Origin of the sequence: Streptomyces sp. WG7 (assembly GCF_049975785.1) — a bacterium.
Classification (GTDB): domain Bacteria; phylum Actinomycetota; class Actinomycetes; order Streptomycetales; family Streptomycetaceae; genus Streptomyces.
In genome coordinates this window covers 42,591-69,178 of record NZ_JBNGGE010000032.1, presented here as the reverse complement: position 1 = coordinate 69,178, position 26,588 = coordinate 42,591, and the positions used below count along the sequence as shown (strand labels likewise).

Genomic DNA, 26,588 nt, shown 5'->3' with positions numbered 1-26,588 from the left:
ATGGGCTGGGTAACCGACTGGAGTGCGCAGGCCGCCTGCCGCACTACCGATCCGGACGAACTGTTCGTTCAGGGAGCAGCGCAGAACAGGGCCAAGGCGGTGTGCACCGGATGCCCGGTGCGGACCGAGTGCCTGGCCGACGCGCTCGACAACCGCGTCGAGTTCGGCGTATGGGGAGGCATGACGGAGCGGGAACGCCGCGCACTGCTGCGCCGGCGGCCCACCGTCACCTCCTGGCGCCGTCTGCTGGAGACGGCGCGGACCGAGTACGAGCGAGGGGCCGGCATCATGCCCCTCGACGACGAAGAGATCTACGAGAACTACGTGGCGGCCGTGGGCTGAGCCGGTCCGGGAGCTCCTCCGGCGGCACCTCGGTTCGGGCGTGCCGTTCGGGCGCGTCGTCCGGGCATGTCGCCCGGGTGCTCCGGTTCGGACGCCGCGGCTGGATCAAACGCCCGTCCCGGGCAGCTCGGGCCGGTCCGTCGCGAGACGGACGCCGATTTCCCGCAGCCCCGCGAGGTCGTGCACGTCGCCCGGCAGCGCGGCCACTTCGGTGACCGCCACCTCGGGATGACGCGCGGTGAAGCGGTCACGCGTGCGCTGCTCGCGGGCGAGCAGGTGCATACGGTTCGCGTGCAGCCTCAGCAGGCCCGCGGTGAGCTGGTCGACGGACCGGTCCGGTGTACCGGGAGCCTCGGGAGAGTGCTCAGGCTTTGGATCCGGATCGGGGTCGGAGGCGGGGTCGGAGCCGTGATCAGGGTCGGGGTCGGCCTTGGATTCGGGATCGGACGTGGACGTGGACTGGGGCGCGGGACCGGAAGAGCCGGGCTCGGGAAGGCCCGGCTCGGAAGAGTCTGAACTGCCGTGCGTGTCAGGAGAGTTACGAACTCGAGCTTTCCCGCCGTCCTGATCCACAATGCGGGGTTCCTCAAGATTTTCCGCGGCGGCGAGCGCCCGCTCGGCCGACAACCGGTCGGCGCCGCTGCCATGGACCCGGTTGAGCACCAGGCCGGCGAGCGGCATGTCCTCGGCCGCCAGCCGCTCCACGAAGTACGCGGCCTCACGCAGTGCGTCCCGCTCCGGGGCCGCGACCACCAGGAACGCCGTCCCGGGCGCCTGGAGCAGCTTGTACGTCGCGTCCGCGCGCGTACGGAAGCCGCCGAACATCGAGTCCATCGCGGCCACGAAGGTCTGCACGTCCTTCAGGAACTGCCCGCCCAGCACCTTCCCCAGAACGCCCGTCATCATCGACATGCCGACGTTCAGGAACTTCATGCCGGCCCGGCCGCCGACCTTCGCCGGGGCCAGCAGGACGCGGATCAGCTTGCCGTCCAGGAAGGACCCCAGACGCTTGGGGGCGTCCAGGAAGTCCAGCGCCGACCGGGACGGCGGGGTGTCCACGACGATGAGGTCCCACTCGTCCCTCGCCCGCAGCTGCCCCAGCTTCTCCATCGCCATGTACTCCTGCGTGCCCGCGAAGCCCGCCGAGAGCGACTGGTAGAAGGGGTTGCCGAGGATCGCCGCCGCCCGGTCGGGATCCGCGTGCGCCTCGACGATCTCGTCGAACGTGCGCTTCATGTCGAGCATCATGGCGTGCAGCTCACCGCCCGCCGAGTCGTCGACGCCCTTCACCCGGCGCGGGGTGTTGTCGAGCGAGTCGATGCCCATGGACTGGGCGAGCCGCCGGGCCGGGTCGATGGTGAGGACGACCACCTTGCGGCCGCGCTCGGCCGCGCGCAGGCCGAGGGCCGCCGCGGTGGTCGTCTTGCCGACCCCGCCCGAACCGCAGCACACCACGATGCGGGTCTTCGGGTCCTCCAGCAGCGGGTCGACGTCGAGCACCCGCGCGGGGGACAGGTGCCGCGCGCCCTCCAGGTGGCGGGCGGCCGGGTCCGGGCTCGGGCTCATGCGATCCCCTGCTTCCGCAGCTCGATGGCCAGTTCGTACAGGCCCGCCAGGTCCATGCCCTCGGCGAGCAACGGCAGTTCGTGCAGCGGCAGGCCGAGGTCGGTCAGGACGGCCCGCTGCTCCTGCTCCAGCGTGTACCGCTCGGCGTACTCCTCGGCCTGCGCCAGCAGCGGGTCCACCAGCCGCTCGGCGTGTCCGCCCCGCCGCGCCCCGCCGAGCCCGGCCCCCGACAGGGAGCGGGCGAGTGCCGTACGCGGTGTGCTCCGTACGAGGTCCAGGGCGGTCGCGTCCAGCACCTCGGGCCGGACCATGTTGACCATGACCCGCCCCACCGGGAGGCGCGCCGACCGCAGCTCGGCGATGCCGTCCGCGGTCTCCTGGACCGGCATCTCCTCCAGCAGCGTCACCAGGTGCACCGCGGTCTCCCGGGACTTCAGCACCCGCATCACGGCCTGCGCCTGATTGTGTATCGGCCCGACCTTCGCGAGGCCGGCCACCTCGTCGTTGACGTTGAGGAACCGCGTGATGCGCCCGGTCGGAGGGGCGTCCATGACCACGTAGTCGTACGCGAACCGCCCGCTTCTGTCCTTGCGCCGCACCGCCTCGCACGCCTTGCCGGTCAGCAGGACGTCCCTGACCCCCGGCGCGACGGTGGTCGCGAAGTCGATCGCGCCGAGCTTCTTCAGGGCCCGCCCGGCGCTGCCCAGTTTGTAGAACATCTGGAGGTAGTCCAGAAGTGCCAGTTCGGGGTCGATGGCGAGGGCGTACACCTCCCCGCCCCCGGGAGCGACGGCGATCTTCCGCTCCTCATAAGGCAGCGCTTCCGTCTCGAAGAGCTGCGCGATGCCCTGGCGGCCCTCGACCTCGACGAGAAGCGCGCGCTTCCCCTCGGTGGCCAGGGCCAGCGCGAGGGCCGCGGCCACCGTGGTCTTGCCGGTTCCGCCCTTGCCGCTGACGACCTGGAGCCTGCTCACGTATTCGAGCGTAACCAGTCCGCGCGCCGAGTACGCCCGGGGCTGTGGACAACGTGGTCCCGGTCGGCCCGCCGAGGCGTCCCGGGCAACGGCTAGAGTCGGCCACATGACCAAGTGGGAATACGCAACCGTGCCGCTGCTCGTCCATGCCACGAAGCAGATTCTGGACACCTGGGGCGAGGACGGCTGGGAGCTCGTCCAGGTCGTGCCCGGGCCGAACAACCCCGAGCAGCTCGTGGCCTACCTGAAGCGGGAGAAGCAGGCGTGAGCGCCGTCGAGGCGAAGCTGGCCGAACTCGGTCTGACACTGCCCGAGGTCGTTCCGCCGCTGGCCGCCTACCAGCCGGCCGTGCAGTCGGGTCCGTACGTGTACACCTCCGGCCAGCTGCCGATGGTGGAGGGCAAGCTCCCGGTCACCGGCAAGGTGGGCGCCGAGGTCACCCCGGAGGAGGCCAAGGAGCTGGCACGCACCTGCGCGCTGAACGCCCTGGCCGCCGTGAAGTCCGTCGCCGGTGACCTCGACCGCGTCGCGCGCGTGGTGAAGGTCGTCGGCTTCGTCGCCTCCGCGTCCGACTTCACCGGCCAGCCGGCCGTGATCAACGGTGCCAGCGAACTCCTCGGCGAGGTACTCGGCGACAAGGGCGTCCACGCCCGCAGCGCGGTCGGCGTGGCCGTCCTGCCGCTGGACGCGCCGGTGGAGGTCGAGGTCCAGGTCGAGCTCGTCCAGGCGTAGGGCGACTCCGTACGGGCGGCACCGCGCGCCCGGCGCCTCACGGGAGCGTGGTGCTCCACGGGGGTGGTGGTGCGTCGCCGGCGTGTGCGTTGCCGGCGTGGCAAGAAACCTCGCCTCGCCGGCCACGCGCCCGCAGGATCGCTTCCGGTGCTCCGTGCGGAGCGGGAACCGGTCCGGTGCCGGTCCTGGTCCGCGCCGGCACCGGACCAACCGCACGTGCGCAGGAGGAGCCATGCCCATGCCCATGTCCATGCCCCAGTCACCCGTGCCCGACGACCAGCGGCCCGCCGACGGGGCGGCCCCTCGGCCGGCCCACGGGTCAGCCCTTCAGCCGGTCCACCGCCTGGTGCCCGGTCCGGCCGGCCGGATCCACCTGGTGGAGCAGGGCAGCGGACCGCTGGTCCTGCTCGTCCACGGTTTCCCCGAGTCCTGGTACTCCTGGCGCCACCAGCTCCCCGCGCTGGCCGCCGCCGGTTTCCGCGCCGTCGCCATCGACGTGCGCGGCTACGGGCGCTCCTCCCGGCCCGACGCGGTGGAGGCGTACCGGATGCTCGACCTGGTGGCGGACAACGTCGCCGTGGTGGAGGCGCTGGGCGAGCGGTCCGCCGTGATCATCGGTCACGACTGGGGCGCGAACATCGCCGCGCACTCCGCGCTGCTGCGGCCCGACGTGTTCCGTGCGGTCGGCCTGCTGAGCGTGCCGTACACCCCGCCGGGCGGCCCGAAGCCCAGCGACGTGTTCGCCGGCATGAGCGACCCCGCCGGACCCTTCGCCGGGCAGGAGTTCTACGTCTCCTACTTCCAGGAGCCGGGCCGTGCCGAGTCCGAGATCGAGCCCGACGTGCGCGGCTGGCTCGCCGGCCTCTACGCCGCCCTGTCCGGCGACACCATGCCCGCCCCGGAGGCGCCCGACCCGCACTTCGTCGCCCCCGGCGGCAGGATGCGCGACCGGTTCCCGGACGGTCCGCTGCCGTCCTGGCTGACCGAGGAGGAGCTGGACGTCTACGCCGGGGAGTTCGAGCGCACCGGTCTGACCGGCGCCCTCAACCGGTACCGCAACATGGACCGCGACTGGGCCGACATGGCCGCCCACCAGGGCGCCCCCATCACCCAGCCCTCCCTGTTCCTCGGCGGCGACCGGGACGCCTCCACCACCTGGCTGTCCGACGCGATCGAGGCGTATCCGGCCACCCTGCCCGGCCTGACCGCCTCCCACCTCCTCGACGGCTGCGGCCACTGGCTCCAGCAGGAGCGCCCCGAGGAGACGAACCGGCTGCTCACCGAGTGGCTGGCCGCCCTTCCCGGCTGACCGCCGGCGCGGGCCTCTTCCAGCGTCCTCCGGCCCGGCGGCCACTCGAACATCCGCCCGTCACCGGATAGCCTCCGGCCATGGCGAACGGTCAGGCGGACGGTCAAGCGAATGACCAGGCGAATGTCCAGGCGAATGTCCAGGCGAATGTCCAGGCGAACGGTCAGTGGTACCCCGCGGAATGGCCGGACCGCATCCGCGCGCTGGCGGCCGGAACCCTCACCCCGGTCACCCCGAAGCGCGCGGCCACCGTCATGCTCCTCAAGGACACCGGCACCGGTACCGGCCCCGCCGTCCACATGCTGCGCCGGCGCACCTCCATGGCGTTCGCCGGCGGTGCGTACGCCTACCCGGGCGGCGGGGTCGACCCGCGCGACGACGACCGTGACATCGGCTGGGCGGGCCCCACGCGCGCGTGGTGGGCGGACCGGCTCGGTGTCGACGAGGTGGGCGCCCAGGCGATCGTCTGCGCGGCCGTACGCGAGACGTACGAGGAGGCGGGCGTCCTGCTCGCCGGGCCGACCCGCGACTCCGTGGCCGGCGACACGACCGGCGCGGACTGGGAGGCGGACCGCGCCGCCCTGGTCGGCCGTGAGCTGTCCTTCGCGGAGTTCCTGGACCGCCGGGGCCTCGTGCTGCGCTCCGACCTGCTGGGCGCCTGGGCCCGCTGGATCACCCCGGAGTTCGAGTCCCGGCGCTACGACACGTGGTTCTTCGTGGCCGCCCTCCCCGAGGGGCAGCGCACCCGCAACGCCTCCACGGAGGCCGACCGCACGGTGTGGATCACCCCTGCCGAGGCCGCGGCCGGGTACGACAAGGGCGAGCTGCTGATGATGCCGCCGACCATCGCGACCCTGCGCGGTCTCGCGGAGTGCGGTACGGCGGCCGAGGCGCTCGCGTCGGCCCGGGGCCGCGACATGACACCCGTACTGGCCGAGGCGCGGCTGGCCGGCGACGAGATCGTGCTCTCCTGGCCGGGGCACGACGAGTTCACCAAACACGTCCCGAGCGCGGCACAGGCGCCGGTGACATCACCTTCCGACCCGACCGGGGGAGCCCTCGCATGACGGACGCAGCAGCACTGCCCGGCCAGCCGCGGGGCGGCGTTCTCTCGGGGCCGGCCACCGCGCGCGCGGTGAACGTCCTCGCGCCGAACGCCTCCGCGATGACCCTGGACGGGACGAACACCTGGATCCTCGCCGAGCCGGACTCCGGCCTGGCCGTCGTGGTCGACCCGGGCCCGCTGGACGACGCGCACCTGCGGAACGTCGTCGACACCGCGGAGCGGGCGGGCAAGCGCGCCGCGCTGACGCTCCTGACGCACGGTCACCCGGATCACGCGGAGGGCGCCGCGCGCTTCGCCGAGCTGACGGGCACGAACGTACGGGCCCTGGACCCGGCGCTGCGGCTGGGCGACGAGGGGCTGGCCGCAGGTGACGTGATCGGGGTCGGCGGCCTGGAACTGAGGGTCGTACCGACCCCCGGGCACACGGCCGACTCCCTGTGCTTCCATCTCCCGGCGGACCGGGCGGTCCTGACGGGGGACACGATCCTGGGCCGCGGTACGACGATGGTGGCCCATCCGGACGGCCGCCTCGGCGACTACCTGGACTCCCTGCGCAGGCTCAGGTCGCTCACGGCCGACGACGGGGTGCACACGGTGCTCCCGGGCCACGGCCCCGTCCTGGAGGACGCCCAGGGCGCCGTGGAGTACTACCTCGCCCACCGCGCCCACCGCCTCGCCCAGGTCGAGACGGCCGTGGAGGACGGCTACCGGACGCCGGGCGAGGTCGTCGCCCATGTTTACGCGGACGTCGACCGTTCGCTGTGGCCGGCGGCGGAACTGTCGGTGCGGGCGCAGCTGGAGTACCTGGGCGAGCACGGGCTCATCCAGCTGCCGGACTGAGGCCTGCCCGGCCGGTTCCTGCCCGGTGTGAGGCCTTCCCCGTGTGAGGCCTGCCCGACCGGTGTGTCCGGCCGGGGCGTGCCGGCCGGGGCCGGTCAGCGGGAGCGCTTGGCCAGCCGCTCCACGTCCAGCAGGATCACCGCTCGGGCCTCCAGGCGGAGCCAGCCGCGCTGGGCGAAGTCCGCCAGTGCCTTGTTGACCGTCTCACGGGACGCGCCGACCAGCTGGGCCAGCTCCTCCTGCGTCAGGTCGTGCACGACGTGGATGCCCTCCTCGGACTGCACGCCGAAGCGGCGGGAGAGGTCCAGCAGGGCGCGGGCGACACGGCCGGGAACGTCCGAGAAGACGAGGTCGGACATGGCGTCGTTGGTCTTGCGCAGGCGGCGCGCGACGGCGCGCAGCAGGGCGGTGGCCACCTCGGGGCGGACGTTCAGCCAGGGCTGGAGGTCGCCGTGGCCGAGGGCGAGCAGCTTGACCTCGGTGAGCGCGGTGCCGGTGGCCGTGCGCGGGCCCGGGTCGAAGAGCGACAGTTCGCCGATCAGCTCGCTGGGGCCGACGACGGCCAGCATGTTCTCGCGCCCGTCGGGGGACGTGCGGTGGAGCTTGACCTTGCCCTCGGTGACCACATAGAGGCGGTCTCCGGGGTCCCCCTCGTGGAACAGTGTGTCGCCGCGGGCGAGGGTCACCTCACTCATGGAGGCGCGGAGCTCCGCGGATTGCTCGTCGTCGAGCGCCGCGAAGAGCGGGTTGCGCCGCAGAACGTCGTCCACGAGTTCTCTCCTTGTCGACCGGCTCAGAGGATCTTGTTCCCCCGGTGTACCAGGGGTCCGTGGTGCCCATTTTGCCGGACAGTCCAAACAGTGTGATCTGTCACAAGGATGCCGCACTGGTGTCCTGGGGTACGCGGCAGGGGTCCAATTGGACGCCGATCTTCGGGGTGCGGGGCAGATGTCGGTGCCGGGCCGTAGGCTGGCCGGGTGTCCAAATCGCCGGTGAGAGCACAGGCCGAGGGGGCTGCGCGGGTGGGTGTACGTCGCGATTCCGCCGTGGGCGAACAGGGCTCCGATGGCGGTAGGAAGACGGCGAGAGCGACGAAGAGGGCGACGCCTGCCAAGAGGGTGACTGAGGAGAAGGGTGCCGTGGAGATGAACGCCGAGAACGACCCGGCACCTGCGAAGAAGACGGCGCCCGTGAACAAGACGCCCGCGAAGAAGACGGCGCCCGTGAACAAGACGCCCGAGAGGCAGGCGGCGCCCGCGAAGAGGGCCGCCCCCGCGAGGAAGGCGGCCTCGGGCAGGACCCCGGCGCCCGTGAAGAAGCAGGCGCCCGCCAAGAAGCCCGCCGTCGTCCCGAAGAAGGCCACCGCCGCCGTCAAGGGCGTGGCCCCGGCGAAGACCGTCGCCCCGAAGACGCCGGGCGGTGAGTCGCGCACCGCGCTGGTCCGCCGCGCCCGCCGTATCAACCGCGAGCTCGCGGAGGTCTACCCGTACGCGCACCCGGAGCTGGACTTCGAGAACCCGTTCCAGCTGGTCGTGGCCACGGTGCTGTCCGCCCAGACCACCGACCTGCGCGTCAACCAGACGACGCCCGCCCTCTTCGCCAAGTACCCGACCCCCGAGGACCTGGCCGCCGCCGATCCCGAGGAGGTCGAGGAGATCCTGCGCCCGACCGGCTTCTTCCGGGCCAAGACCAAGTCGGTCATAGGGCTGTCCAAGGCCCTGGTGGAGGACTTCGGCGGCGAGGTCCCCGGACGTCTCGAGGACCTCGTCAAACTGCCCGGCGTCGGCCGCAAGACCGCCTTCGTCGTCCTCGGCAACGCGTTCGGCCGCCCCGGCATCACCGTGGACACCCATTTCCAGCGCCTGGTGCGCCGGTGGCAGTGGACCGGCGAGACCGACCCGGACAAGATCGAGGCCGCCGTCGGCGCGCTCTTCCCCAAGAGCGACTGGACGGACCTCTCGCACCACGTGATCTGGCACGGCCGCCGGATCTGCCACGCCCGCAAGCCCGCCTGCGGGGCCTGCCCCATCGCACCGCTCTGCCCGGCGTACGGCGAGGGCGAGACGGACGTGGAGAAGGCGAAGAAGCTGCTGAAGTACGAGAAGGGCGGATTCCCGGGCCAGCGTCTGAACCCCCCGCAGGCGTACCTGGACGCGGGCGGCACCCCGGCACCTCCGCTGGGGGCCGGGTGACGGAACGGTCTCACGGAACGATCTCGGGGGCGTCGGGCGTTGAAATCGGCAGGACGGGGGTGGCGATGACACGGGCGAGCGACACGCAGGGGCACACGCGGGGCGGGATCCTCAGCAAGGAGGGCCTGCCGGGCTGGCTGGATCCGGTGGTGCGGGCCGTCGAGACGGTGCAGCCCGGACAGCTGAGCCGCTTCCTGCCGCCGGAGGACGGTGCCGGACGCCAGTCCGCCGTACTGATCCTGTTCGGCGACGGCGACGGCGACGGCGACGGCGGGCGCGGCCCGGAGCTGCTGCTCATGGAGCGGGCCGGCACCCTGCGTTCCCACGCCGGTCAGCCGGCCTTCCCGGGCGGCGCCCTCGACCCCGAGGACGGTGACCCCCAGGGCGACGGGCCGCTGCGGGCCGCCCTGCGCGAGGCGGAGGAGGAGACCGGGCTCGACCCGGCCGGCGTGCAGATCTTCGGCGTCCTGCCCAAGCTGTACATCCCGGTCAGCGGCTTCGTCGTCTCCCCGGTGCTGGCCTGGTGGCGCGAGCCCACCCCGGTCGGCGTCGTCGACCCGAACGAGACCGCGCGGGTCTTCACCGTCCCCGTGGCCGATCTCACGGACCCCGCCAACAGAGTCACCGCCGTCCATCCCCTGGGCCACAGCGGTCCGGCGTTCCTGGTCGAATCAGCGCTCGTCTGGGGCTTCACCGCCGGCATCATCGACCGGCTGCTGCACTTCGCGGGCTGGGAGCGGCCCTGGGACAGGGAGAAGCAGGTCCCGCTGGACCGGCGGTCATGACAGGGTGACCGGTGTGAGCGTACGACGACGAGGCGGGGCTTGAATCGGTGAACGTGCTGGACATCCTGTTGCTGCTGGCCGCCGTCTGGTTCGCGATCGTCGGCTACCGCCAGGGTTTCGTGGTCGGCATCCTGTCGGTGATCGGTTTCCTCGGCGGCGGTCTCGTCGCCGTCTATCTGCTCCCGGTCCTCTGGGACGTCCTGACGGACAACGCGGAGGTGAGTACGACCGCCGCCGTCGTCGCGATCGTCGTCGTCATCGTCTGCGCGTCCGTCGGCCAGGCGCTGACCACCCACCTCGGAAACAAGCTCCGCCGGTACATCACCTGGTCCCCAGCCCGCGCTCTGGACGCCACCGGCGGTGCCCTGGTCAACGTGGTGGCGATGCTCCTGGTCGCCTGGCTGATCGGCTCGGCACTGGCCGGCACCACGCTGCCGACGCTCGGCAAGGAGGTCCGCAGCTCCACGGTGCTGCAGGGCGTCTCCAGGGCGCTGCCCGCACGGGCCGACACGTGGTTCACGAACTTCTCCTCCGTCCTCGCGCAGAACGGCTTCCCGCAGGTCTTCAGCCCGTTCTCCAACGAGCAGATCCCCGACGTCCAGGCGCCCGACCCGGCGCTGGCCGGCAGTCAGGTCGCCGCCCGCGCCAAGCGTTCCATCGTCAAGGTCATGGGCACCGCCACCGGTTGCGGCAAGGTCCTGGAGGGCACCGGCTTCGTCTTCGACGAGCGCCGTGTCATGACCAACGCCCACGTCGTGGGAGGCGTGGACGAGCCCACGGTGCAGATAGGAGGCGAGGGCCGGAAGTACGACGCGACGGTCGTCCTCTACGACTGGCGGCGCGACATCGCCGTACTGGACGTACCGGAGCTGAAGGCACCCGTGCTGCGGTTCTCGGACGACGACGCGGGCCGCGACGACGGTGCCATCGTCGCGGGCTTCCCCGAGAACGGGGCGTACGACGTCCGCGCCGCGCGCGTGCGCGGGCGCATCACCGCCAACGGCCCGGACATCTACCACCGCGGCACCGTGCACCGCGACGTCTACTCGCTGTACGCGACGGTCCGTCAGGGCAACTCCGGCGGCCCGCTGCTCACCCCGGAGGGCGAGGTCTACGGCGTGGTGTTCGCCAAGTCCCTGGACGACTCCGAGACCGGTTACGCGCTCACCGTGGACGAGATCCGCGAGGACATCGCCAAGGGCCGCACCGCGAACCAGCAGGTCGACAGCGACGACTGCGCGCTCTAGGAACCCGGTGTTCGGCGGCGCGCGTGTCGCGGGGGTGTCGGCTCGCGGGATGCCGGCTTGCGGGGCGTCCCCGGGGTGTGGGTGTCAGCTCGCGCCGCGTGGATGGCGCAGGCGCACGGAGACCCAGCGGGCCCGGCGGCGCAGGATGCGCGGGATGCCCACCCGTAGGTCCGCACCCGCCAGTTGCGGGGTGCCTCCTCGTCGGTGGGTGCTTACGCCGCTCGTCGAGCGGCCGTCGCGTGCTACGTCACTGTAGTCGTGCGTCCAGCCCATACCCGGACGTGTGCCCCCGCCCCAAGGTCGGTAACCGTTCTCCGGCCCCTCAATTGGCCTATGCGCCGGGCAAGTGGCCGTTCATAGGACAAGCGTTCTGACGTGCCTGCCGGACGTGTTCGTTCGGTCACCGGGTCGGTCACATCGGTCACCGATCGGGTTCGGGATCCTTCAGCCAGTTGATCAGTTCGGTGGAGAAGGCGACCGGGTCCTCTTCGTGCGGAAAGTGCCCGAGACCGTCGAACAGCCGCCAGCGGTACGGCGCTTCGACGTACTGCCCCGACCCGGCCGCGCTCCGCGTCCGCATCACGGGGTCCAGCGAGCCGTGCAGATGCAGGGTCGGCACGCGCACCGGCCGCTTCATACGGCGGTAGAACTGGATGCCGTCGGGACGGGCCAGGGAGCGCACCATCCAGCGGTACGGCTCGACCGAGCAGTGCGCCGTGGAGGGGATGCACATGGCGCGGCGGTAGGCCTCCACCGCCTCGTCGTCCAGCTGTCGCGGCCCCGACCAGTCGTGGAGCAGCCGGCCGACCAGCGCGCCGTCGTCCGCGGTCAGTTGACGCTCCGGAACCCAGGGACGCTGGAACCCCAGAATGTGGGAACCCGCCCGGGTCTGCCGGACGTCCCCGAGCATGGCCGAGCGCCAGCGCCGGGGGTGCGGCATCGACGAGACCGCGAGCCGCCGCACGAGCTTGGGCCGCATCGCGGCGGCCGTCCAGGCGAGGTAACCGCCCAGGTCGTGGCCGACCAGCGCGGCGTCCGGCTCGCCGAGCGAGCGGACCACGCCGGTGATGTCGAGGGCGAGGCCGGCGGGGTCGTAGCCGCGCGGGGTGCGGTCGCTGCCGCCGACGCCGCGCAGGTCCATGGCGACCGCGCGGAAACCGGCGTCCGCGAGGGCCACCAATTGGTGCCGCCAGGTCCACCAGAACTGCGGGAAGCCGTGCAGCAGCAGAACCAGGGGTCCGTCACCCAGCTCGGCGATGTGGAAGCGGGCGCCGTTGGCGGCGACGTCCCGGTGGATCACCTCGCGCCCGCCCGGTACACCGAGCCGTACGACCGAGGTGGGGTGCTGCGCCGATGGGGGTTGGCCCATAGGGGTGGCGGGGTCCGTCATGAGGACGAGCGTGCCACAGCCTCGATGGCTTCGGGGGACCGGTCCGCGGGCAGCTCCGGCCGCGGGTGCGGCTTGGCGTTCTGCAGCACGCCCGCCGACTGCTTCACCGAGGCGGCGACCTTCTGCGGGCCGCGGCCCTTCTTGGCCTTCTTCGCGAAGACGATGCCGATCAGCGCGAGGAGGGCCGCCACGAGGACGTTCGCCGCGAAGGACAGCAGGAAGCAGACCGCGAGGTTCCAGCCGCTCCAGGTCCGGATGCCGTAGGCCAGCGCGAAGCTCAGCATCGGCAGCGAGAACACCAGGACGGCCCCGGCCAGCGAGAACGCGCCGCCGCTCGTCGCCCCGCGCTTGACGTCCTGCCTCAGCTGCGCCTTGGCCAGCGCGATCTCGTCGTGCACGAGCGCCGACAATTCGGTGGTCGCCGAGGCGAACAGCTGGCCGATGCTGCGTTCGGTGCCGACCGGGCTGCCGTCGGGTGCGCTCATCGCGGTCTCCCTCTTCTGCTGGCTCATCTGCGTACGGTTCCGTGGCTGTCGAACGCTGCCTGACTACGGCGGCCCGACCGCGTACGGTCCGTCTTTTGTACCGTCTCGTCAGATCATGCCGGACCGTCGCCCTCATCGCCTGCCCCGCCCGGCACTTCGGCAAGCCGCGCCGACTCCATCTCGTCGGCGATCCGGCGGTGCTCGGCGGCCTTCTTCTCGTAGATCGCGGCCACACGCAGGTGGTACGCGGGGTCGTCCTCCTCGTAGATGTCCGGGACGCCGCTGAGGTCGTCGTCGCGCTCCTCGTCCGCGATCAGCTTGCGGTACTTGGCGTTCCGTATCTTCAGCAGGACCGTCGCCAGGGCCGCCGCGATGAGGGAGCCGGCGAGGACGGCGGCCTTGACCTCGCTCGTCATCGCCGCGTCGCCTTCGAAGGCAAGCTCGCCGATGAGCAGCGAGACGGTGAACCCGATGCCGGCCAGGGTCGCCACCGCGAACACGTCGGCCCACTGGAGGTCGTCGCTGAGCGAGGCCTTCGTGAAGCGCGCCGTCAGCCAGGTGCCGCCGAAGATGCCCAGCGTCTTGCCGACGACCAGCCCGAGCACGACACCGAGGGTCTCCGGCTTGGTGAACACGTCGGCGAGCGCGCCGCCCGAGAGCGCGACACCCGCGCTGAACAGCGCGAACAGCGGTACGGCCAGGCCCGCCGAAAGGGGGCGTACGAGGTGCTCGATGTGCTCGCCGGGGGAGTGCCGCTCGCCCTCTCGGGTGTGGCAGCGCAGCATCAGGCCCATCGCGACGCCGGCGATGGTGGCGTGGACGCCGCTGTTGTACATCAGCCCCCAGATCACGAGACCGAGCGGGACGTACAGGTACCAGCCGCGGACGCCCTTGCGGAGCAGAAGCCAGAAGACGGCGAGGCCCACGATCGCGCCACCGAGCGCGACCAGGTTGATCGATTCGGTGAAGAAGACCGCGATGATCAGGATCGCGAACAGGTCGTCCACGACGGCCAGGGTCAGCAGGAAGGCGCGCAGGGCGCTCGGCAGGGACGTGCCGATGACGGCGAGTACGGCGAGCGCGAAGGCGATGTCGGTGGCGGTGGGCACGGCCCAGCCGGCCAGGGAGCCGCCGCCGGAGGTGGCGGTGATCGTGTAGACCAGCGCGGGTACGGCCATGCCGCACAGCGCCGCCACCACCGGGAGGGCGGCGGCCTTCGGGTCCTTCAGGTCACCGGCGACGAGTTCGCGCTTGAGCTCGATGCCGGCCACGAAGAAGAAGATCGCGAGGAGTCCGTCGGCGGCCCAGTGCGCGACCGACAGGTCCAGGCCGAGGGCCGCGGGGCCGAAGTGGAAGTGGCTGACGCTCTCGTAGCTGTCGCTCAGCGCCGGTATGTTCGCCCACACCAGCGCGGCGACCGCGGCGACGAGCAGCAGGACACCGCCGACGGTCTCGGTGCGCAGCGCGTCCGCGACGTAGTTCCGCTCCGGGAGGGACAGGCGTCCGAAGGCTTTTCGGGGGGTGCGGGGCGCGGTCACAGGGAGAACCTCCGGTCGATGGGCAGCACAGAACACATGCCGACCAGACTTCCCGGCGCACCATGAGGATCTTCGAGGCCCTTGATTCGAGGAACTCGTTCCGAGGATCTTGTCCCGCGGACCTTGAGGATCTTGTGTTGAGTTTCTTACGCGCTCATTAGCCTACCTAACCTGCGGCGGAAGCGCCGGGTGATCTCCGTGACGGTGCGTAACGTGACGTATCGGTGCCGGCACCCGCCAAAAGGGCACCCGGTGTCTCTCGCCGGGTGCCCTCGGAACGGACGGTTCAGTCCTCGCTGGGCGCCGCGGGGAGCTTCGTCTGGATGAGGTCCATGACGGTGGAGTCGGTCAGGGTGGTGACGTCCCCGAGCTGCCGGTTCTCCGCCACGTCACGCAGCAGGCGCCGCATGATCTTGCCGGAACGGGTCTTCGGCAGCTCGGCCACCGGCAGGATCCGCTTGGGCTTGGCGATCGGGCCGAGGGTGGCGCCGACGTGGTTGCGCAGGTCGGCGACCAGGTCCTCGGTCTCCGCCGCCGTGCCGCGCAGGATCACGAAGGCCACGATGGCCTGCCCGGTCGTCTCGTCCGCCGCGCCGACCACGGCCGCCTCGGCGACCGACGGGTGGGAGACCAGCGCCGACTCGACCTCGGTGGTGGAGATGTTGTGGCCGGAGACCAGCATCACGTCGTCGACCCGGCCCAGCAGCCAGATGTCGCCGTCGTCGTCCTTCTTGGCGCCGTCACCGGCGAAGTACTTGCCCTCGAAACGCGACCAGTACGTGTCGATGAACCGCTGGTCGTCGCCCCAGATGGTGCGCAGCATCGACGGCCACGGCTCGGTGAGGACCAGGTAGCCGCCACCGCCGTTCGGCACCTCGTTCGCCTCGTCGTCGACGACGGTGGCGGAGATGCCGGGCAGCGCGCGCTGGGCGGAGCCCGGCTTGGCGTCCGTGACGCCGGGCAGCGGGCTGATCATCATGGCGCCGGTCTCGGTCTGCCACCAGGTGTCGACGACCGGGGTGGCGTCCGCGCCGATGTTCTTGCGGTACCAGATCCACGCCTCGGGGTTGATCGGCTCGCCGACCGAGCCGAGGACGCGCAGGGAGGACAGGTCGAACTTCGCGGGGATGTCGTCGCCCCACTTCATGAACGTCCGGATCGCGGTGGGCGCGGTGTAGAGGATCGTCACGCCGTACTTCTGCACGATCTCCCAGAACCGGCCCTGGTGCGGGGTGTCCGGCGTGCCCTCGTACATGACCTGCGTGGCGCCGTTGGCGAGCGGGCCGTAGACGATGTACGAGTGGCCGGTGACCCAGCCGACGTCGGCGGTGCACCAGTAGACGTCGGTCTCCGGCTTGAGGTCGAAGACGGCCCAGTGCGTGTACGCCGTCTGCGTGAGGTAGCCGCCGGAGGTGTGCAGGATGCCCTTGGGCTTACCCGTCGTGCCGGACGTGTACAGGATGAACAGCGGGTGCTCGGCGTCGAACGCCTCCGGCGTGTGCTCGGCGGACTGCCGGTCGACGGTCTCGTGCCACCACTTGTCGCGGGAGTCGTCCCAGGCGACGTCCTGGCCGGTGCGGCGGACCACGAGCACGTGCTCGACGGTGCCGGCGCGCTCGACGGCCTCGTCGACGGCGGGCTTGAGGGCGGACGGCTTGCCGCGCCGGTAGCCGCCGTCGGAGGTGATGACGACGCGGGCGTCGGCGTCCTGGATGCGGGTGGCGAGGGCGTCCGAGGAGAAGCCGCCGAAGACGACCGAGTGGGCGGCGCCGATCCGGGCGCAGGCCAGCATCGCGATCGCCGTCTCGGGGATCATCGGCATGTAGACGGCGACCCGGTCGCCCTTCTGCACGCCCAGCTCCAGCAGGGCGTTGGCGGCCTTGGACACCTCGTCCTTGAGCTGGGCGTAGGTGATGGCGCGGCTGTCGCCGGGCTCGCCCTCGAAGTGGATGGCGACGCGGTCGCCGTTTCCGGCCTCCACGTGCCGGTCCACGCAGTTGTAGGCGACGTTCAGCGTGCCGTCCTTGAACCACTTGGCGAACGGCGGGTTCGACCAGTCGAGGGTCTCGGTCGGCTCCTCGGCCCACGTCAGCCGGCGGGCCTGCTCGGCCCAGAAGCCGAGCCGGTCAGCCTTGGCCTGTTCGTACGCCTCCGCCGTGACGTTGGCGTCGGCGGCCAGGTCGGCGGGGGGCGCGAACCTGCGCTCTTCCTTGAGCAGGTTGGCCAAGGATTCGTTGCTCACGACATCTCCCGTTCTCAGGGTTGTCCGTTGTGTCCCAGGCCACAGCTCATCAGACCCGGGGGGCCGATGACAAGGGTCGACGGACAATTGGTTTAGACCTGTCTGGTGGTCGTTCGCCCTCGTGGCCAGTGGTCATCAGTACCCACGGACGCCGGCGGCGCGGGGTTCAGCGCCTGTTACGACGCTCACACTCCCCGCGCCCCGGCTACCCGTACGGCTCAGGCGGTCAGGTCGGTCTCGAGGACCAGCTCGAACACCGCGCCCTCGGCGCTCTCGGCGTCCTCGGAGAGCAGGTACGCCTGGGCCTCGCCCACGTGGAAGTACATGCCCTGCAGTTCCAGGTCCCCGGCGCGCAGCGCCCGGGACACCGCGTCGTGGGCGCGCAGGTGCTCCAACTGCTGGACCACGTTGGCCAGGCAGAGCTGCTCGGCGGCGTCGGTGGGGCGGCGTCCGGCCAGCCGGGGCCGGGCAGCCTCGTCCTCGGGCATGCGCTCCAGGCTCGGCAGCCCGTGCCGCAGCCACCGCTTGAGCGGCGTCCGCGCACCCCCGGGCTCGGCGCTGAGCAGTGCCTGCATGGCCCCGCAGCCGGAGTGTCCGCACACCGTGATGGACCGCACCTTCAGGATGTCCACCGCGTACTCGATCGCGGCGGCCACCGAATCGTCGCCGCTCTCCTCGCCGGGCAGCGGCACGAGATTGCCCACGTTGCGCACGACGAAGAGGTCACCGGGGCCGCTGGAGGTGATCATCGAGGTGACCACCCGCGAGTCGGCGCAGGTGAGGAACAGCTGGGAGGGCTGCTGTCCCTCACGGGCCAGCCGGGCCAGTTCGCCGCGTACCAGCGGGGCGGTGTTGCGCTGGAACGCGCTGATGCCACGCGCCAGTTCCCGTCCGCTGGATCCGGCGGCCCTGCCCGGGCCACCGCGTCCGGTGAGCCTGGCCGGACCGTCGGCGCCGCTCGGGCCGGTCGTCGTCCCGGACGACTCTCCGGTGCCGTCCTGCCGGTCGGCGCCGGGCGGGGGCGCCTGCTGCGGGCGCTCGCACTGGTGGTTGCGCCAGGGCGTCCAGGGGCGGCAGCGGCAGCCGTCCGCATCGGCCGGTTCGGAGATGCGGGTGCCGGGACGGCGGCCGGTGATGTCGACGGAGCCGCCCTGCGCGGTGTGCGTCTTCTGCCAGTCCTGCAGCGTCTCGTACGCCGCGTGGTCCATGAACGACCCGTCCAACTCCACGACGGTGTCGGCTCCCTGGGGGACTTGGTGCAGGACCCGGCTGAGTCTCGGCACGGCGAGGAACGTCAACTGGCCCCGGACGTGGACATGATGGACTCCTTCCGTCTCGTCGTGCGTGATCCGGGTGCGGGACAGGCGCTGCAGGGCGACGCCGACGGCCACGGCGATGCCCAGCGCGACGCCCTCCAGGACGCCGAAGAACACCACGCCGCAGGTGGTGACCGCGTAGACCAGCACCTCACGGTGGCGGGTCACCGTGCGGATGTGGTTCAGGGACACCATTTTGAGGCCGACGGACATGACCAGGGAGGCGAGTGCGGCGAGCGGGATGAACTCCAGGGCCGGGACCATCAGCAGTGCGGCGATCACTACGAGAACGCCGTGCAGCATCGTGGAGTTCCGGCTGACGGCGCCCGCGCCCACGTTCGCCGAACTGCGCACGGCCACACCGGCGATGGGCAGTCCGCCGAGCGATCCGGAGACGATGTTGGCGGCACCCTGCCCGAGCAGCTCGCGGTCGAGGTCGGAGCGTTTCACCCGGCCGCTCAGACCCGGCCGGGCGGCGACCAGTTTGTCCACGGCGACCGCGCCGAGCAGGGACTGCACACTGCACACCAGGGTGGTGGTGAGGACGGCGGCGACCAGGCCGAGCACCGGGCCGTCGGGCAGCGTGGCCAGGGCGTGGCTGCTCCAGGACGGCAGGTCGACTTTGGGCAGGCGGAGCCCGGCGAGGGCCGCGACCACGGTGGCGCCGGCGACGGCGACCAGGGCGGCGGGGACCTTGCCCAGGAGCTGCCCGGCCCGGCCGGGGACCCGCGGCCAGAGCAGCAGCAGGGTCAGGGTCAGCACGCTCACGGCCAGGTCCGCCGGTCTCGGGCTCGCCAGCTGGGCGGGCAGGGCCCGCAGATTGTCGGGCACCGAGCTCTGCGGGGTGCCGCCGAGGACGATGTGCAGCTGGGCGACGGCGATGGTGACGCCGATGCCGGCGAGCATGCCGTGCACGATGGCGGGGCTGACGGCGAGCGCGGAGCGCGCCACGCGCAGGCAGCCGAGGCCCAGCTGGGCGAGCCCGGCGAGCACGGTGATGGCGCAGGTCGTACGCCATCCGTAGCGCACGATGAGGTCGGCGGTGACCACGGTGAGTCCGGCGGCGGGACCGCTGACCTGGAGTGGGCAGCCGCCGAGCCGTCCGACGACGATCCCGCCCACCGCGGCCGCGACGAGGCCGGCCTGGAGGGGGGCGCCGGTGGCGAGGGCGATCCCGAGGGAGAGCGGCAGGGCGATCAGGAAGACCGCGATCGAGGCCGACACGTCGGCGCCCGCGACGCGGAAGCGCCGGGGGCCGCGGGGTGGCGGGCTGTGGGGTGGATGGACGTGCTTGGGTCGGGCCGAATCGGCCCGGGCGGGTACGCAGGCTGACATTGTTTCCCGTCTCCTCCGGGGCTGCGCGGTCGCGGTCATGGTTGGTCCACCGCTGGGCGGGGACGGTTCGCGGCCGTGGGTCACGGCGGGATGCCGAGCACTCACCGAGCACTCGCCGAGTGCGCAATCGTCGCGCTCGGTAAACAGATCGTAATTCAGAGTAAAGGGAAGGCATAGATTTTTCGCGCAAATGGAGTAATGGGCCGCTCAACCGAGTGAATGGGGTATTTCATCGGCTTGTCGTACTAATTCCTTCTCGCTTTCGTGCCACCTTGACGGCGCTGACGGCACATCCCGGCTCAGCACCCGACATCGCCTCGTCGGCGTTGGCCCGAGAGAAGGAAGAAGGTGGGCGGAACATGGCCGCCACCCACAGGATCGCCGCGCGTACCGCGATCGCCGCCGCGGTCTGCGCCGCGTCGCTCGCCGGTTGCGCGATCGGCAGCGGTTCCGGTTCCGGTGAAGGGACGAACGGTCCGGGGAAGGAGAAGGGGAAAGCGGCGCCCGCACCCGAGAACGCGGTCCGGCTGATCGGTGACGGTTCCACCGCGTACACCGGGGCCCAGCCGCATCTCCCCAGACCCGAACGCCTCGAGCCCGGCCGGCGGCCCCCGCAGTTCGTGGTGTTCTCCTGGGACGGCGCGGGCGAGGACAGCCAGAAGCTGTTCTCCCACTTCCGTGAAGTGGCCAAGGAGAACGACGCGACGATGACGTACTTCCTCAGCGGCGTGTACATGCTGCCGGAGGAGAAGCGGGATCTGTACCGTCCGCCGCAGCACTCCCCGGGCCGCTCCGACATCGGCTTCAACGACGAGCAGGGCATCGCCGACACCGTCGAGCAGCTGCGACTGGCGTGGCTGGAGGGCAACGAGATCGGCACCCACTTCAACGGTCACTTCTGCGGCAGCGGCGGCGGCGTCGGCGAGTGGTCCGTCGAGGAGTGGAAGGAGGAGATCCGGCAGGCCAAGCGGTTCGTGAAGACCTGGAAGACCAACACCGGGATGAAGAACGCGGCCCCCCTCCCCTTCGACTACGACAAAGAGCTGATCGGGGCCCGCACCCCGTGCCTGGAAGGCCAGGAGAACTTCGTGCGGGCCGCCGGTGAGATGGGCTTCCGCTACGACAGCAGTGGCGTGAACGACCAGGTCTGGCCGAAGAAGAAGCGGGGGCTGTGGGACGTGTCGATGCAGCTGGTGCCGTTCCCCGGGCACACCTTCGAGCAGCTCACCATGGACTACAACTTCATGGTCAACCAGTCGGGCACCACGACGCAGGGCGACCCCGCCAAGCACGAGCTCTGGGGCGACCAGATGCGCGACGGCCTGCTTCAGGGCTTCCGGCGGGCCTACGACGGCAATCGGGCGCCCCTGATCATCGGCAACCACTTCGAGTCCTGGAACGGCGGTACCTACATGCGTGCCATCGAGGAGGTCGTCGAGGAGGTGTGCACCAAGGACGAGGTGCGCTGCGTCTCCTTCCGGCAGCTCGTGGACTGGCTGGACGCCCAGGACCCGAAGGTGCTGAAGAAGCTGCGCACGCTGGACGTCGGTGAGGCCCCGAAGAAGGGCTGGGCGTCCTTCCTCGCGGCCGGTCCCGCACCGGCGCCGAAGGGCGTGCCAGGGGCGCCGGCCGCCAAGCGCTGACCGCTCCGGCGGGGCCGGCGAGGAGGCGGGTCCGGTGGAGGTGATGGTTCCCGGCGGAGCTGGCGAGGGAGCGGGTCCGGCGGAGGCGATGGTTCCGGCGGAGCGTGGGGGCCCGCTGGAGTGTGTGGGTCCGGTGGTCGAGCGAGCCCGGTGGTGTGTGTGGGCCGGCGGAGGTGTGAGTCCACTGTCCGGCGTGGGAACCGGGTCCGGCGGAAGCGGCGAGGGCGCCGGAGGCGGTGGGAGTGGGGGTCGCGGAGGCTGCATCCGGCGGAAGCGGTGAGGGCGCCGGAGGCGGTGGTGGGGGTGGCGAGGGTGCCGGAGGCGGTGGTGGGGGTGGCGAGGGTGCCGTCACACCGGCGCAGCGACACCTTCGCTGAGGATGAAACCGGGGTCGATCTGTGCTGCCAGGTCGTCCCCGGTGCGCTCGTTGCCCCAGCTGCGGGCGTTCTTCAGGTGGAAGTGGGCCATCTGGTGCGTGTAGCGCGCCCAGTCCCGCAGCTCGTAGGTCGCGGCGACGGCCGTGTGCAGGGTGTGCAGCGCACGGCGGTTGGGCTCCTCCAGGAGCTCGAACCGGGGCGGCCGGCCCTTCTCCATGGCGCGCACCCAGTCCGAGTGCCCGACGGTCACCAGCAGGTCGCTCCCGACCTGCTCGCGGAGGAAGTCGAGGTCGTCCGGCCCCTGCACCTTGTTGCCGACGACCTTCACGGTGACGCCGAAGTCGCGGGCGTACTCCTTGTACTGGCGGTAGACGGAGACCCCCTTACGGGTCGGCTCGGCGACGAGGAACGTGATGTCGAAACGGGTGAACATGCCGGAGGCGAAGGAGTCCGAGCCCGCGGTCATGTCGACCACGACGTACTCGTCACGGCCGTCGACCAGGTGGTTCAGGCACAGCTCCACCGCTCCCGTCTTGGAGTGGTAGCAGGAGACTCCCAGGTCGGCGTCGGTGAAGGGCCCGGTGACCATCAAACGGACGGCCCCGCCGTCGAGTTCCACCGGCCGGGCGCAGGCGTCGTAGACCGGGTTGTCCTCGCACAACCGCAGCAGACGCGAGCCGGCGCCGGGCGGAGTCGTCTTGATCATCTTCGTCGCGGAGGCGATGCGCGGGTTGGTCCCGCGCAGGTAGTCCTTGATCAGCGAGAGGTGGTCACCCATCGCGGGCAGCGAGGCCGCCTCCTCCTCGTCGAGCCCCAGCGCGGCCCCCAGGTGCTGGTTGATGTCGGCGTCGACCGCGACGACGGGTGCACCGGTGGCGACGAGGTGGCGGATGAACAGGGAGGACAGGGTGGTCTTGCCGCTGCCGCCCTTCCCGACGAAAGCAATTTTCATGTTCACCAAGAGTAGTGAAGCGATAGCGGTGGGTGGTAGGTGGTCCCAGGTCTACGTGAAGAAGACCACTCATTCGTGGGGTGTGGCGTCGGGATGCGTAGGGTCGTACTCATGAGTACGACAGGCGCGACCGCTGATCCGCTCGCGGCCCTGGGCGCACTGCCCGGCGTGGCCGAGTCCGTGGAGTCCGTGCGCAAGGCCGTGGACCGGGTGTACGGCCACCGGATCATGCGACGCCGCAGCAACGAGATCACCTCCGAGGCCGCACTGCGCGGCGCCCGGAGCTCGGCGGCGCTGTCCGGGGCGGACTGGGCGCTGGAGGAGGTGCGCAGGCGGACCGACTTCAGCGGTGACGACGAGGCACGGACGGTGGGTGCGGCTCTGCGGTTGACCGCCGAGGCGGGGCAACTGCTGTCCGTCTGGCGGCAGTCTCCGCTGCGGGTGCTGGCCCGGCTGCACCTGGTGGCGGCCGCGACCAAGGCCGATCAGGTGGGACGGCCCCGCCGGCAGGGCGAGCCGGTGGACGAGCCGCTCGTCCGGCTGCCGCTGCCGGACGCCGAGGAGGCGCACGGCCGCCTGGACGGCCTGGCCGGGTTGGTCATGGCGGGTGGTTCCGCGCCGGCCCTGGTGACCGCTGCCGTCGTGCACGGTGAGCTGCTGGCGCTGCGTCCCTTCACCTCGCACAACGGCCTGGTCGCGCGCGCGGCCGCGCGCATCGTCCTGATCAACAGCGGTCTCGATCCCAAATCCGTCTGCCCGGCCGAGGTCGGCCATGCCGAGCTCGGGCGCGCCGCCTACCTGACGGCGCTGGACGGCTACGTCTCCGCGACCCCGGAGGGTGTGGCCGCGTGGATCGCCCACTGCGGCAGGGCGGTCGAGCTGGGCGCGCGCGAGTCGACGGCGGTGTGCGAGGCGCTCCAGCGCGGAGCCGCGTAGGAACGTGGGACGCGCCCAGGGGCAGGGAGCCCGGGAGCCGTGTCGGGCGCGTGGCGTGCCGGGCGGGACGTAATGCGGCGGTACGAGTACTCGTACCGCCGCTGGCATGACCACCGGGTTACCAGGCGTCCTCGATATGTTGCCCATCAGGTCGGGAACTTTGCCCGTCACCTGGTGCGGCTGGCCCGTAATCGACGGGTCGACGTCGCGTGGGTGCCCGATGTCCATGCTCGGTCCGTGGGGCCAAATGCGGTTTTAAGGTGATCCTTTCGGATGTCCTTGGTCTCGCGGGCCGTTGAGTCCTTTGTACTCCTGGCCCGGGGCAAGCGGAAGTGCACGCTGCACTTCTTTACTTTCCCGCTCATACGCGGGTGAAAGAGCGACTTTCGGGGCTGCTCCGTACCGTCGCGGACCGCCGCCGGCTCGCATACCAGACGAGACCCGCGGTGGCCGCTGCGGCGCCCACCGCGGCGGCGGCCACGAGCGCAGGGCGCGGCGGTACGGAGAAGCCCCGGATCCGTTGCTTGAGCCGTACCGGACGATGGAAGTCGAGGATCGGCCACTCGCGCGCGAGAGCCTCGCGGCGCAGTGCCCGGTCCGGGTTCACCGCGTGGGGATGGCCGACGGACTCCAGCATCGGCAGGTCGGTCGCCGAATCGCTGTAGGCGTAGCAGCGGGTCAGGTCGTACCCCTCGGACTCGGCCAGCTCCCGGATCGCCTCCGCCTTGGTGGGGCCGTACGCGTAGTACTCCACCTCTCCCGTGAAGCAGCCGTCGTCGCCCACGATCATGCGGGTCGCCACCACCCGGTCGGCACCGAGCAGCTCGCCGATGGGTTCGACCACCTCGGCGCCCGACGTGGAGACGATCACGACGTCCCGGCCGGCGGTGTGGTGCTCCTCGATCAGGGAGGCGGCCTCGTCGTAGATGATCGGGTCGATCAGGTCGTGCAGGGTCTCGGCGACGAGTTCCTTGACCAGCTGGACGTTCCAGCCGCGGCACAGCGCGGAGAGGTACTCGCGCATCCGCTCCATCTGGTCGTGGTCGGCTCCACCCGCGAGGAACACGAACTGGGCATATGCGGTACGCAAGACAGCCCTGCGGTTGATCAGCCCGCCTTGGTAGAACGACTTGCTGAACGTGAGTGTGCTCGACTTCGCAATGACCGTCTTGTCCAGGTCGAAGAAGGCGGCTGCGCGGGGCATGGAGTGCGGCAAGGAGTGGTTTTCCACGACCCCGAGCATAGGCGCAGCCCATTCGGCGTAAGGTGGGGCGCGTGGGTTTGCCTGAGATGGCTCTCGGGTACACCATGGAAGTCACGGATCGTTCGCGACCGTGCTAACCCGGTCCGACTCCTCCCCCCCCCGAGTCGGCCGTGGAGACGACCCCCGCTCTCCCCCCCGGCGGGGGTCGTCGCATGTCCGGGTGGGTTTTTCTTCTCATCTCATGTTCCAGGGCCGTGTGCTGTGACGGTGCCGGGAGTGCATTGTCATGCCCACGCCTCCTGACGGAGGGTAGTCGTCGCGCTGCTCTCCGGGAGTCGTGGGCGGGGCGGAGCGGGGGAGGGGCGGGGCTCCGCGGTTTGTGGGGGCGATATTCACAACCGTCGAGTTGTCCACAGTTTTCGACCAAGATCCACACGATTTCCCGGATCGGTGCACCGTGATTCCCATGCGTCCGGGCCGCGTCGAGTTCTACGGCCGGTTCTGTTTGCAGGACGCGTATGGCCGGGATCGACCGAAGTTCAAGCCGACGTACAAGTCGGTGTTCACATCGGGCGTTCACGCCGGCCGTTCACGTGGGGACCGGTTGCCGGTTCTTCACGCGATTGCGAATCGCGGGGCCGCGAGGGCCGCGCGAGGCCACAGATGCCGGGTGCGACCGCGGAAGTCGCAGCGAAGGGGGACGCAAGTCATGACCGGAACCATCGTCAACGACCCGCCGCCTGCCGCCGAGGGGCGGCAGAGCGGGCCATTGATCGTCACCGAGGACACCGAACTGCTCGACGACCTGTTGCGTCTGTGCGCGGCGGCCGGTGCCACGCCGGAGGTGCACCACTCGGTGCCGGCGGTACGGGCTGCCTCCGGACAGCGGGGCAGCTGGGAAGCCGCGCCGCTCGTCCTCGTCGGCGACGACGCCGCGCGGCGTGTGCGCGGAGCCGTGCGGAGACGAGGGGTGGTCCTCGTGGGCCGCGACCAGGACGATTCGGGGGTCTGGCAGCGGGCCGTCGAGATCGGCGCCGACCACGTCCTGATGCTGCCCGACGGTGAGCAGTGGCTGGTCGACCGCATCGCCGACGTCGCCGAAGGCGTCGGCCGGCCCGCGCTCACCGTCGGTGTCATCGGCGGCCGGGGCGGCGCCGGAGCGTCGACACTGGCCTGCGCGCTCGCCGTCACCTCCGCGCGCGAGGGGATGCGCAGCCTCCTCGTGGACGCCGACCCGCTGGGCGGCGGCCTCGACGTCCTCCTGGGGGGCGAGACGGCCGAGGGGCTGAGGTGGCCCGCGTTCGCGGCCTCGCGAGGACGGGTCGGCAGCGGCGCCCTGGAGGAGTCACTGCCCGAGCTGCACTCGCTGCGGGTACTCAGCTGGGACCGGGGGGACCGCGTCACAGTGCCGGCCCAGGCCGTACGGGCGGTGCTCGCGGCGGCCCGGCGCAGGGGCGGCACGGTCGTCGTCGACCTGCCGCGCCGGATCGACGACGGCGTCGCCGAAGTCCTCGCCCAGCTCGACGTCGGCCTCCTCCTCGTCCCGGCCGAACTGCGGGCCGTCGCGGCGGCGGACCGGGTGGCCGCAGCGGTCGGCATGGTCCTGCGCGACCTCCGTGTCGCGGTCCGCGGTCCGTACGCCTCCGGGCTCGACGACCGCGAGGTGGCCCGGCTGCTCGGACTGCCCCTGGTCGGTGAGGTGCCCATCGAGTCCGGGCTCTTGCGCGCCACCGAGAGCAGGCGCCCCCCGGGCACGTCCGCACGAGGCCCGCTGGCGCGTTTCTGCCGGGAGTTCTGGGAGCGGGCGCTGGTGGAGACGGGCGGGGCGGCATGAGGGCCCCTGTGGACCTTGCGGGAGCGGGTGGCGGTGTGCCGAGCGGTGGCGTGCCGGCCGAGAGGACCGGAGCCGGGTGCGCGGAGCCGGCTGCCGGGGAGTCCGCGGTCGTGCCGACCTCCCCGGTGCCCGGGGGGACGGGCTCCGGTGCGGCACCGGAGCCCGCTGACGAACGGTTGCCGGACGGGGCTCTCGGAGGATGCGGAGGACCGGCCGCGGAAGGGGCCCAGGCACCGAGCCGCCGGCCTTCCGGGACGGACGCGGGACCGACCGGGCGGGTGGT

The 26,588-nt window shown here is 71.4% G+C and carries 23 protein-coding genes; 12 read left to right on the top strand and 11 right to left on the bottom strand.

Going from position 1 to position 26,588, the window contains the following annotated elements:
* Positions 1-342, top strand: coding sequence for a transcriptional regulator WblA (gene wblA / locus ACP4J0_RS26965; protein ID WP_426523921.1), 342 nt, complete (start codon positions 1-3; stop codon positions 340-342).
* A gap of 105 nt (positions 343-447) precedes the next feature.
* On the opposite strand, the gene ACP4J0_RS26960 is transcribed toward wblA, so the two are convergent.
* Both ACP4J0_RS26960 and ACP4J0_RS26955 read right to left on the bottom strand, forming a co-directional pair.
* Complete coding sequence (locus ACP4J0_RS26960) at positions 448-1,908, bottom strand: ArsA family ATPase (RefSeq protein WP_426601313.1); 1,461 nt, start codon at positions 1,906-1,908, stop codon at positions 448-450.
* Positions 1,905-2,882, bottom strand: a complete 978-nt coding sequence (locus ACP4J0_RS26955) for an ArsA-related P-loop ATPase (RefSeq protein WP_426601312.1) — start codon at positions 2,880-2,882, stop codon at positions 1,905-1,907. The genes ACP4J0_RS26960 and ACP4J0_RS26955 overlap by 4 nt, the downstream gene beginning before the upstream one ends.
* A gap of 106 nt (positions 2,883-2,988) precedes the next feature.
* Between ACP4J0_RS26955 and ACP4J0_RS26950 the strand changes: the two genes are divergently transcribed.
* The 5 genes from ACP4J0_RS26950 (at position 2,989) to ACP4J0_RS26930 (ending at position 6,829) form a co-directional block, all read left to right on the top strand.
* A complete protein-coding gene (locus ACP4J0_RS26950; RefSeq protein ID WP_003975360.1) occupies positions 2,989-3,150 on the top strand; it encodes a DUF4177 domain-containing protein in 162 nt (53 codons plus the stop codon).
* Positions 3,147-3,614 (top strand): RidA family protein, encoded by a 468-nt coding sequence (locus ACP4J0_RS26945; RefSeq protein WP_375923950.1) that lies wholly within the window; start codon positions 3,147-3,149, stop codon positions 3,612-3,614. The genes ACP4J0_RS26950 and ACP4J0_RS26945 overlap by 4 nt, the downstream gene beginning before the upstream one ends.
* A gap of 250 nt (positions 3,615-3,864) precedes the next feature.
* The gene (locus tag ACP4J0_RS26940; protein WP_426601333.1) at positions 3,865-4,923 is read left to right on the top strand and encodes an alpha/beta fold hydrolase; all 1,059 of its coding nucleotides are present in this window, start codon (positions 3,865-3,867) and stop codon (positions 4,921-4,923) included.
* A gap of 80 nt (positions 4,924-5,003) precedes the next feature.
* The gene (locus ACP4J0_RS26935) at positions 5,004-5,990 is read left to right on the top strand and encodes an NUDIX hydrolase (RefSeq protein ID WP_426601311.1); all 987 of its coding nucleotides are present in this window, start codon (positions 5,004-5,006) and stop codon (positions 5,988-5,990) included.
* Positions 5,987-6,829 (top strand): MBL fold metallo-hydrolase, encoded by an 843-nt coding sequence (locus ACP4J0_RS26930; RefSeq protein ID WP_426601310.1) that lies wholly within the window; start codon positions 5,987-5,989, stop codon positions 6,827-6,829. The genes ACP4J0_RS26935 and ACP4J0_RS26930 overlap by 4 nt, the downstream gene beginning before the upstream one ends.
* Before the next feature lie 95 nt (positions 6,830-6,924).
* Here the strand turns inward: ACP4J0_RS26930 and ACP4J0_RS26925 are convergent, their stop codons facing one another.
* A complete protein-coding gene (locus ACP4J0_RS26925) occupies positions 6,925-7,599 on the bottom strand; it encodes a Crp/Fnr family transcriptional regulator (RefSeq protein WP_003975365.1) in 675 nt (224 codons plus the stop codon).
* A 375-nt stretch (positions 7,600-7,974) separates the two neighbouring features.
* Between ACP4J0_RS26925 and nth the strand changes: the two genes are divergently transcribed.
* From nth to ACP4J0_RS26910, 3 genes are all read left to right on the top strand, one after another.
* Entirely contained in the window at positions 7,975-9,021 is a 1,047-nt protein-coding gene (gene nth / locus ACP4J0_RS26920) for an endonuclease III (RefSeq protein WP_426601332.1), read from the top strand.
* Positions 9,022-9,086: 65 nt separating this feature from the next.
* Positions 9,087-9,806 carry an NUDIX hydrolase gene (locus tag ACP4J0_RS26915; RefSeq protein WP_426601309.1) on the top strand — a complete coding sequence of 240 codons (720 nt, stop codon included), beginning with the start codon at positions 9,087-9,089 and terminating at the stop codon, positions 9,804-9,806.
* Positions 9,807-9,853: 47 nt separating this feature from the next.
* The gene (locus ACP4J0_RS26910) at positions 9,854-11,053 is read left to right on the top strand and encodes a MarP family serine protease (protein ID WP_426601308.1); all 1,200 of its coding nucleotides are present in this window, start codon (positions 9,854-9,856) and stop codon (positions 11,051-11,053) included.
* 84 nt (positions 11,054-11,137) lie between these two features.
* Here the strand turns inward: ACP4J0_RS26910 and ACP4J0_RS26905 are convergent, their stop codons facing one another.
* The 6 genes from ACP4J0_RS26905 to ACP4J0_RS26880 form a co-directional block, all read right to left on the bottom strand.
* Positions 11,138-11,326, bottom strand: coding sequence for a hypothetical protein (locus tag ACP4J0_RS26905; protein ID WP_426523912.1), 189 nt, complete (start codon positions 11,324-11,326; stop codon positions 11,138-11,140).
* Between the two features lie 148 nt (positions 11,327-11,474).
* Positions 11,475-12,443, bottom strand: coding sequence for an alpha/beta fold hydrolase (locus tag ACP4J0_RS26900; protein ID WP_426601307.1), 969 nt, complete (start codon positions 12,441-12,443; stop codon positions 11,475-11,477).
* On the bottom strand, positions 12,440-12,928 hold the full coding sequence (locus ACP4J0_RS26895; RefSeq protein ID WP_426523935.1) for a phage holin family protein: 489 nt from the start codon (positions 12,926-12,928) through the stop codon (positions 12,440-12,442). Before ACP4J0_RS26895 ends, ACP4J0_RS26900 begins: the two co-directional genes overlap by 4 nt.
* Before the next feature lie 113 nt (positions 12,929-13,041).
* Entirely contained in the window at positions 13,042-14,466 is a 1,425-nt protein-coding gene (gene nhaA / locus ACP4J0_RS26890) for a Na+/H+ antiporter NhaA (RefSeq protein WP_426601306.1), read from the bottom strand.
* Positions 14,467-14,752: 286 nt separating this feature from the next.
* Positions 14,753-16,708, bottom strand: coding sequence for an acetate--CoA ligase (gene acs / locus ACP4J0_RS26885; RefSeq protein WP_426601305.1), 1,956 nt, complete (start codon positions 16,706-16,708; stop codon positions 14,753-14,755).
* Between the two features lie 218 nt (positions 16,709-16,926).
* The gene (locus ACP4J0_RS26880) at positions 16,927-19,359 is read right to left on the bottom strand and encodes a SulP family inorganic anion transporter (protein WP_426601304.1); all 2,433 of its coding nucleotides are present in this window, start codon (positions 19,357-19,359) and stop codon (positions 16,927-16,929) included.
* Between the two features lie 359 nt (positions 19,360-19,718).
* On the opposite strand from ACP4J0_RS26880, the gene ACP4J0_RS26875 reads away from it, so the two are divergent.
* Positions 19,719-21,002 (top strand): hypothetical protein, encoded by a 1,284-nt coding sequence (locus tag ACP4J0_RS26875; RefSeq protein WP_426601303.1) that lies wholly within the window; start codon positions 19,719-19,721, stop codon positions 21,000-21,002.
* 348 nt (positions 21,003-21,350) lie between these two features.
* Here ACP4J0_RS26875 and ACP4J0_RS26870 read toward each other — a convergent pair whose 3' ends face one another.
* Positions 21,351-22,331 carry an ATP-binding protein gene (locus ACP4J0_RS26870; RefSeq protein WP_426601302.1) on the bottom strand — a complete coding sequence of 327 codons (981 nt, stop codon included), beginning with the start codon at positions 22,329-22,331 and terminating at the stop codon, positions 21,351-21,353.
* Between the two features lie 111 nt (positions 22,332-22,442).
* Between ACP4J0_RS26870 and ACP4J0_RS26865 the strand changes: the two genes are divergently transcribed.
* Positions 22,443-23,267 (top strand): oxidoreductase, encoded by an 825-nt coding sequence (locus tag ACP4J0_RS26865; RefSeq protein ID WP_426601301.1) that lies wholly within the window; start codon positions 22,443-22,445, stop codon positions 23,265-23,267.
* 361 nt (positions 23,268-23,628) lie between these two features.
* Here ACP4J0_RS26865 and ACP4J0_RS26860 read toward each other — a convergent pair whose 3' ends face one another.
* Positions 23,629-24,510 carry an HAD family hydrolase gene (locus ACP4J0_RS26860; RefSeq protein WP_426601300.1) on the bottom strand — a complete coding sequence of 294 codons (882 nt, stop codon included), beginning with the start codon at positions 24,508-24,510 and terminating at the stop codon, positions 23,629-23,631.
* A 670-nt stretch (positions 24,511-25,180) separates the two neighbouring features.
* Between ACP4J0_RS26860 and ssd the strand changes: the two genes are divergently transcribed.
* Positions 25,181-26,305 (top strand): septum site-determining protein Ssd, encoded by a 1,125-nt coding sequence (gene ssd, locus ACP4J0_RS26855; protein ID WP_426601299.1) that lies wholly within the window; start codon positions 25,181-25,183, stop codon positions 26,303-26,305.
* The last annotated feature ends 283 nt before the right edge of the window (positions 26,306-26,588 follow it).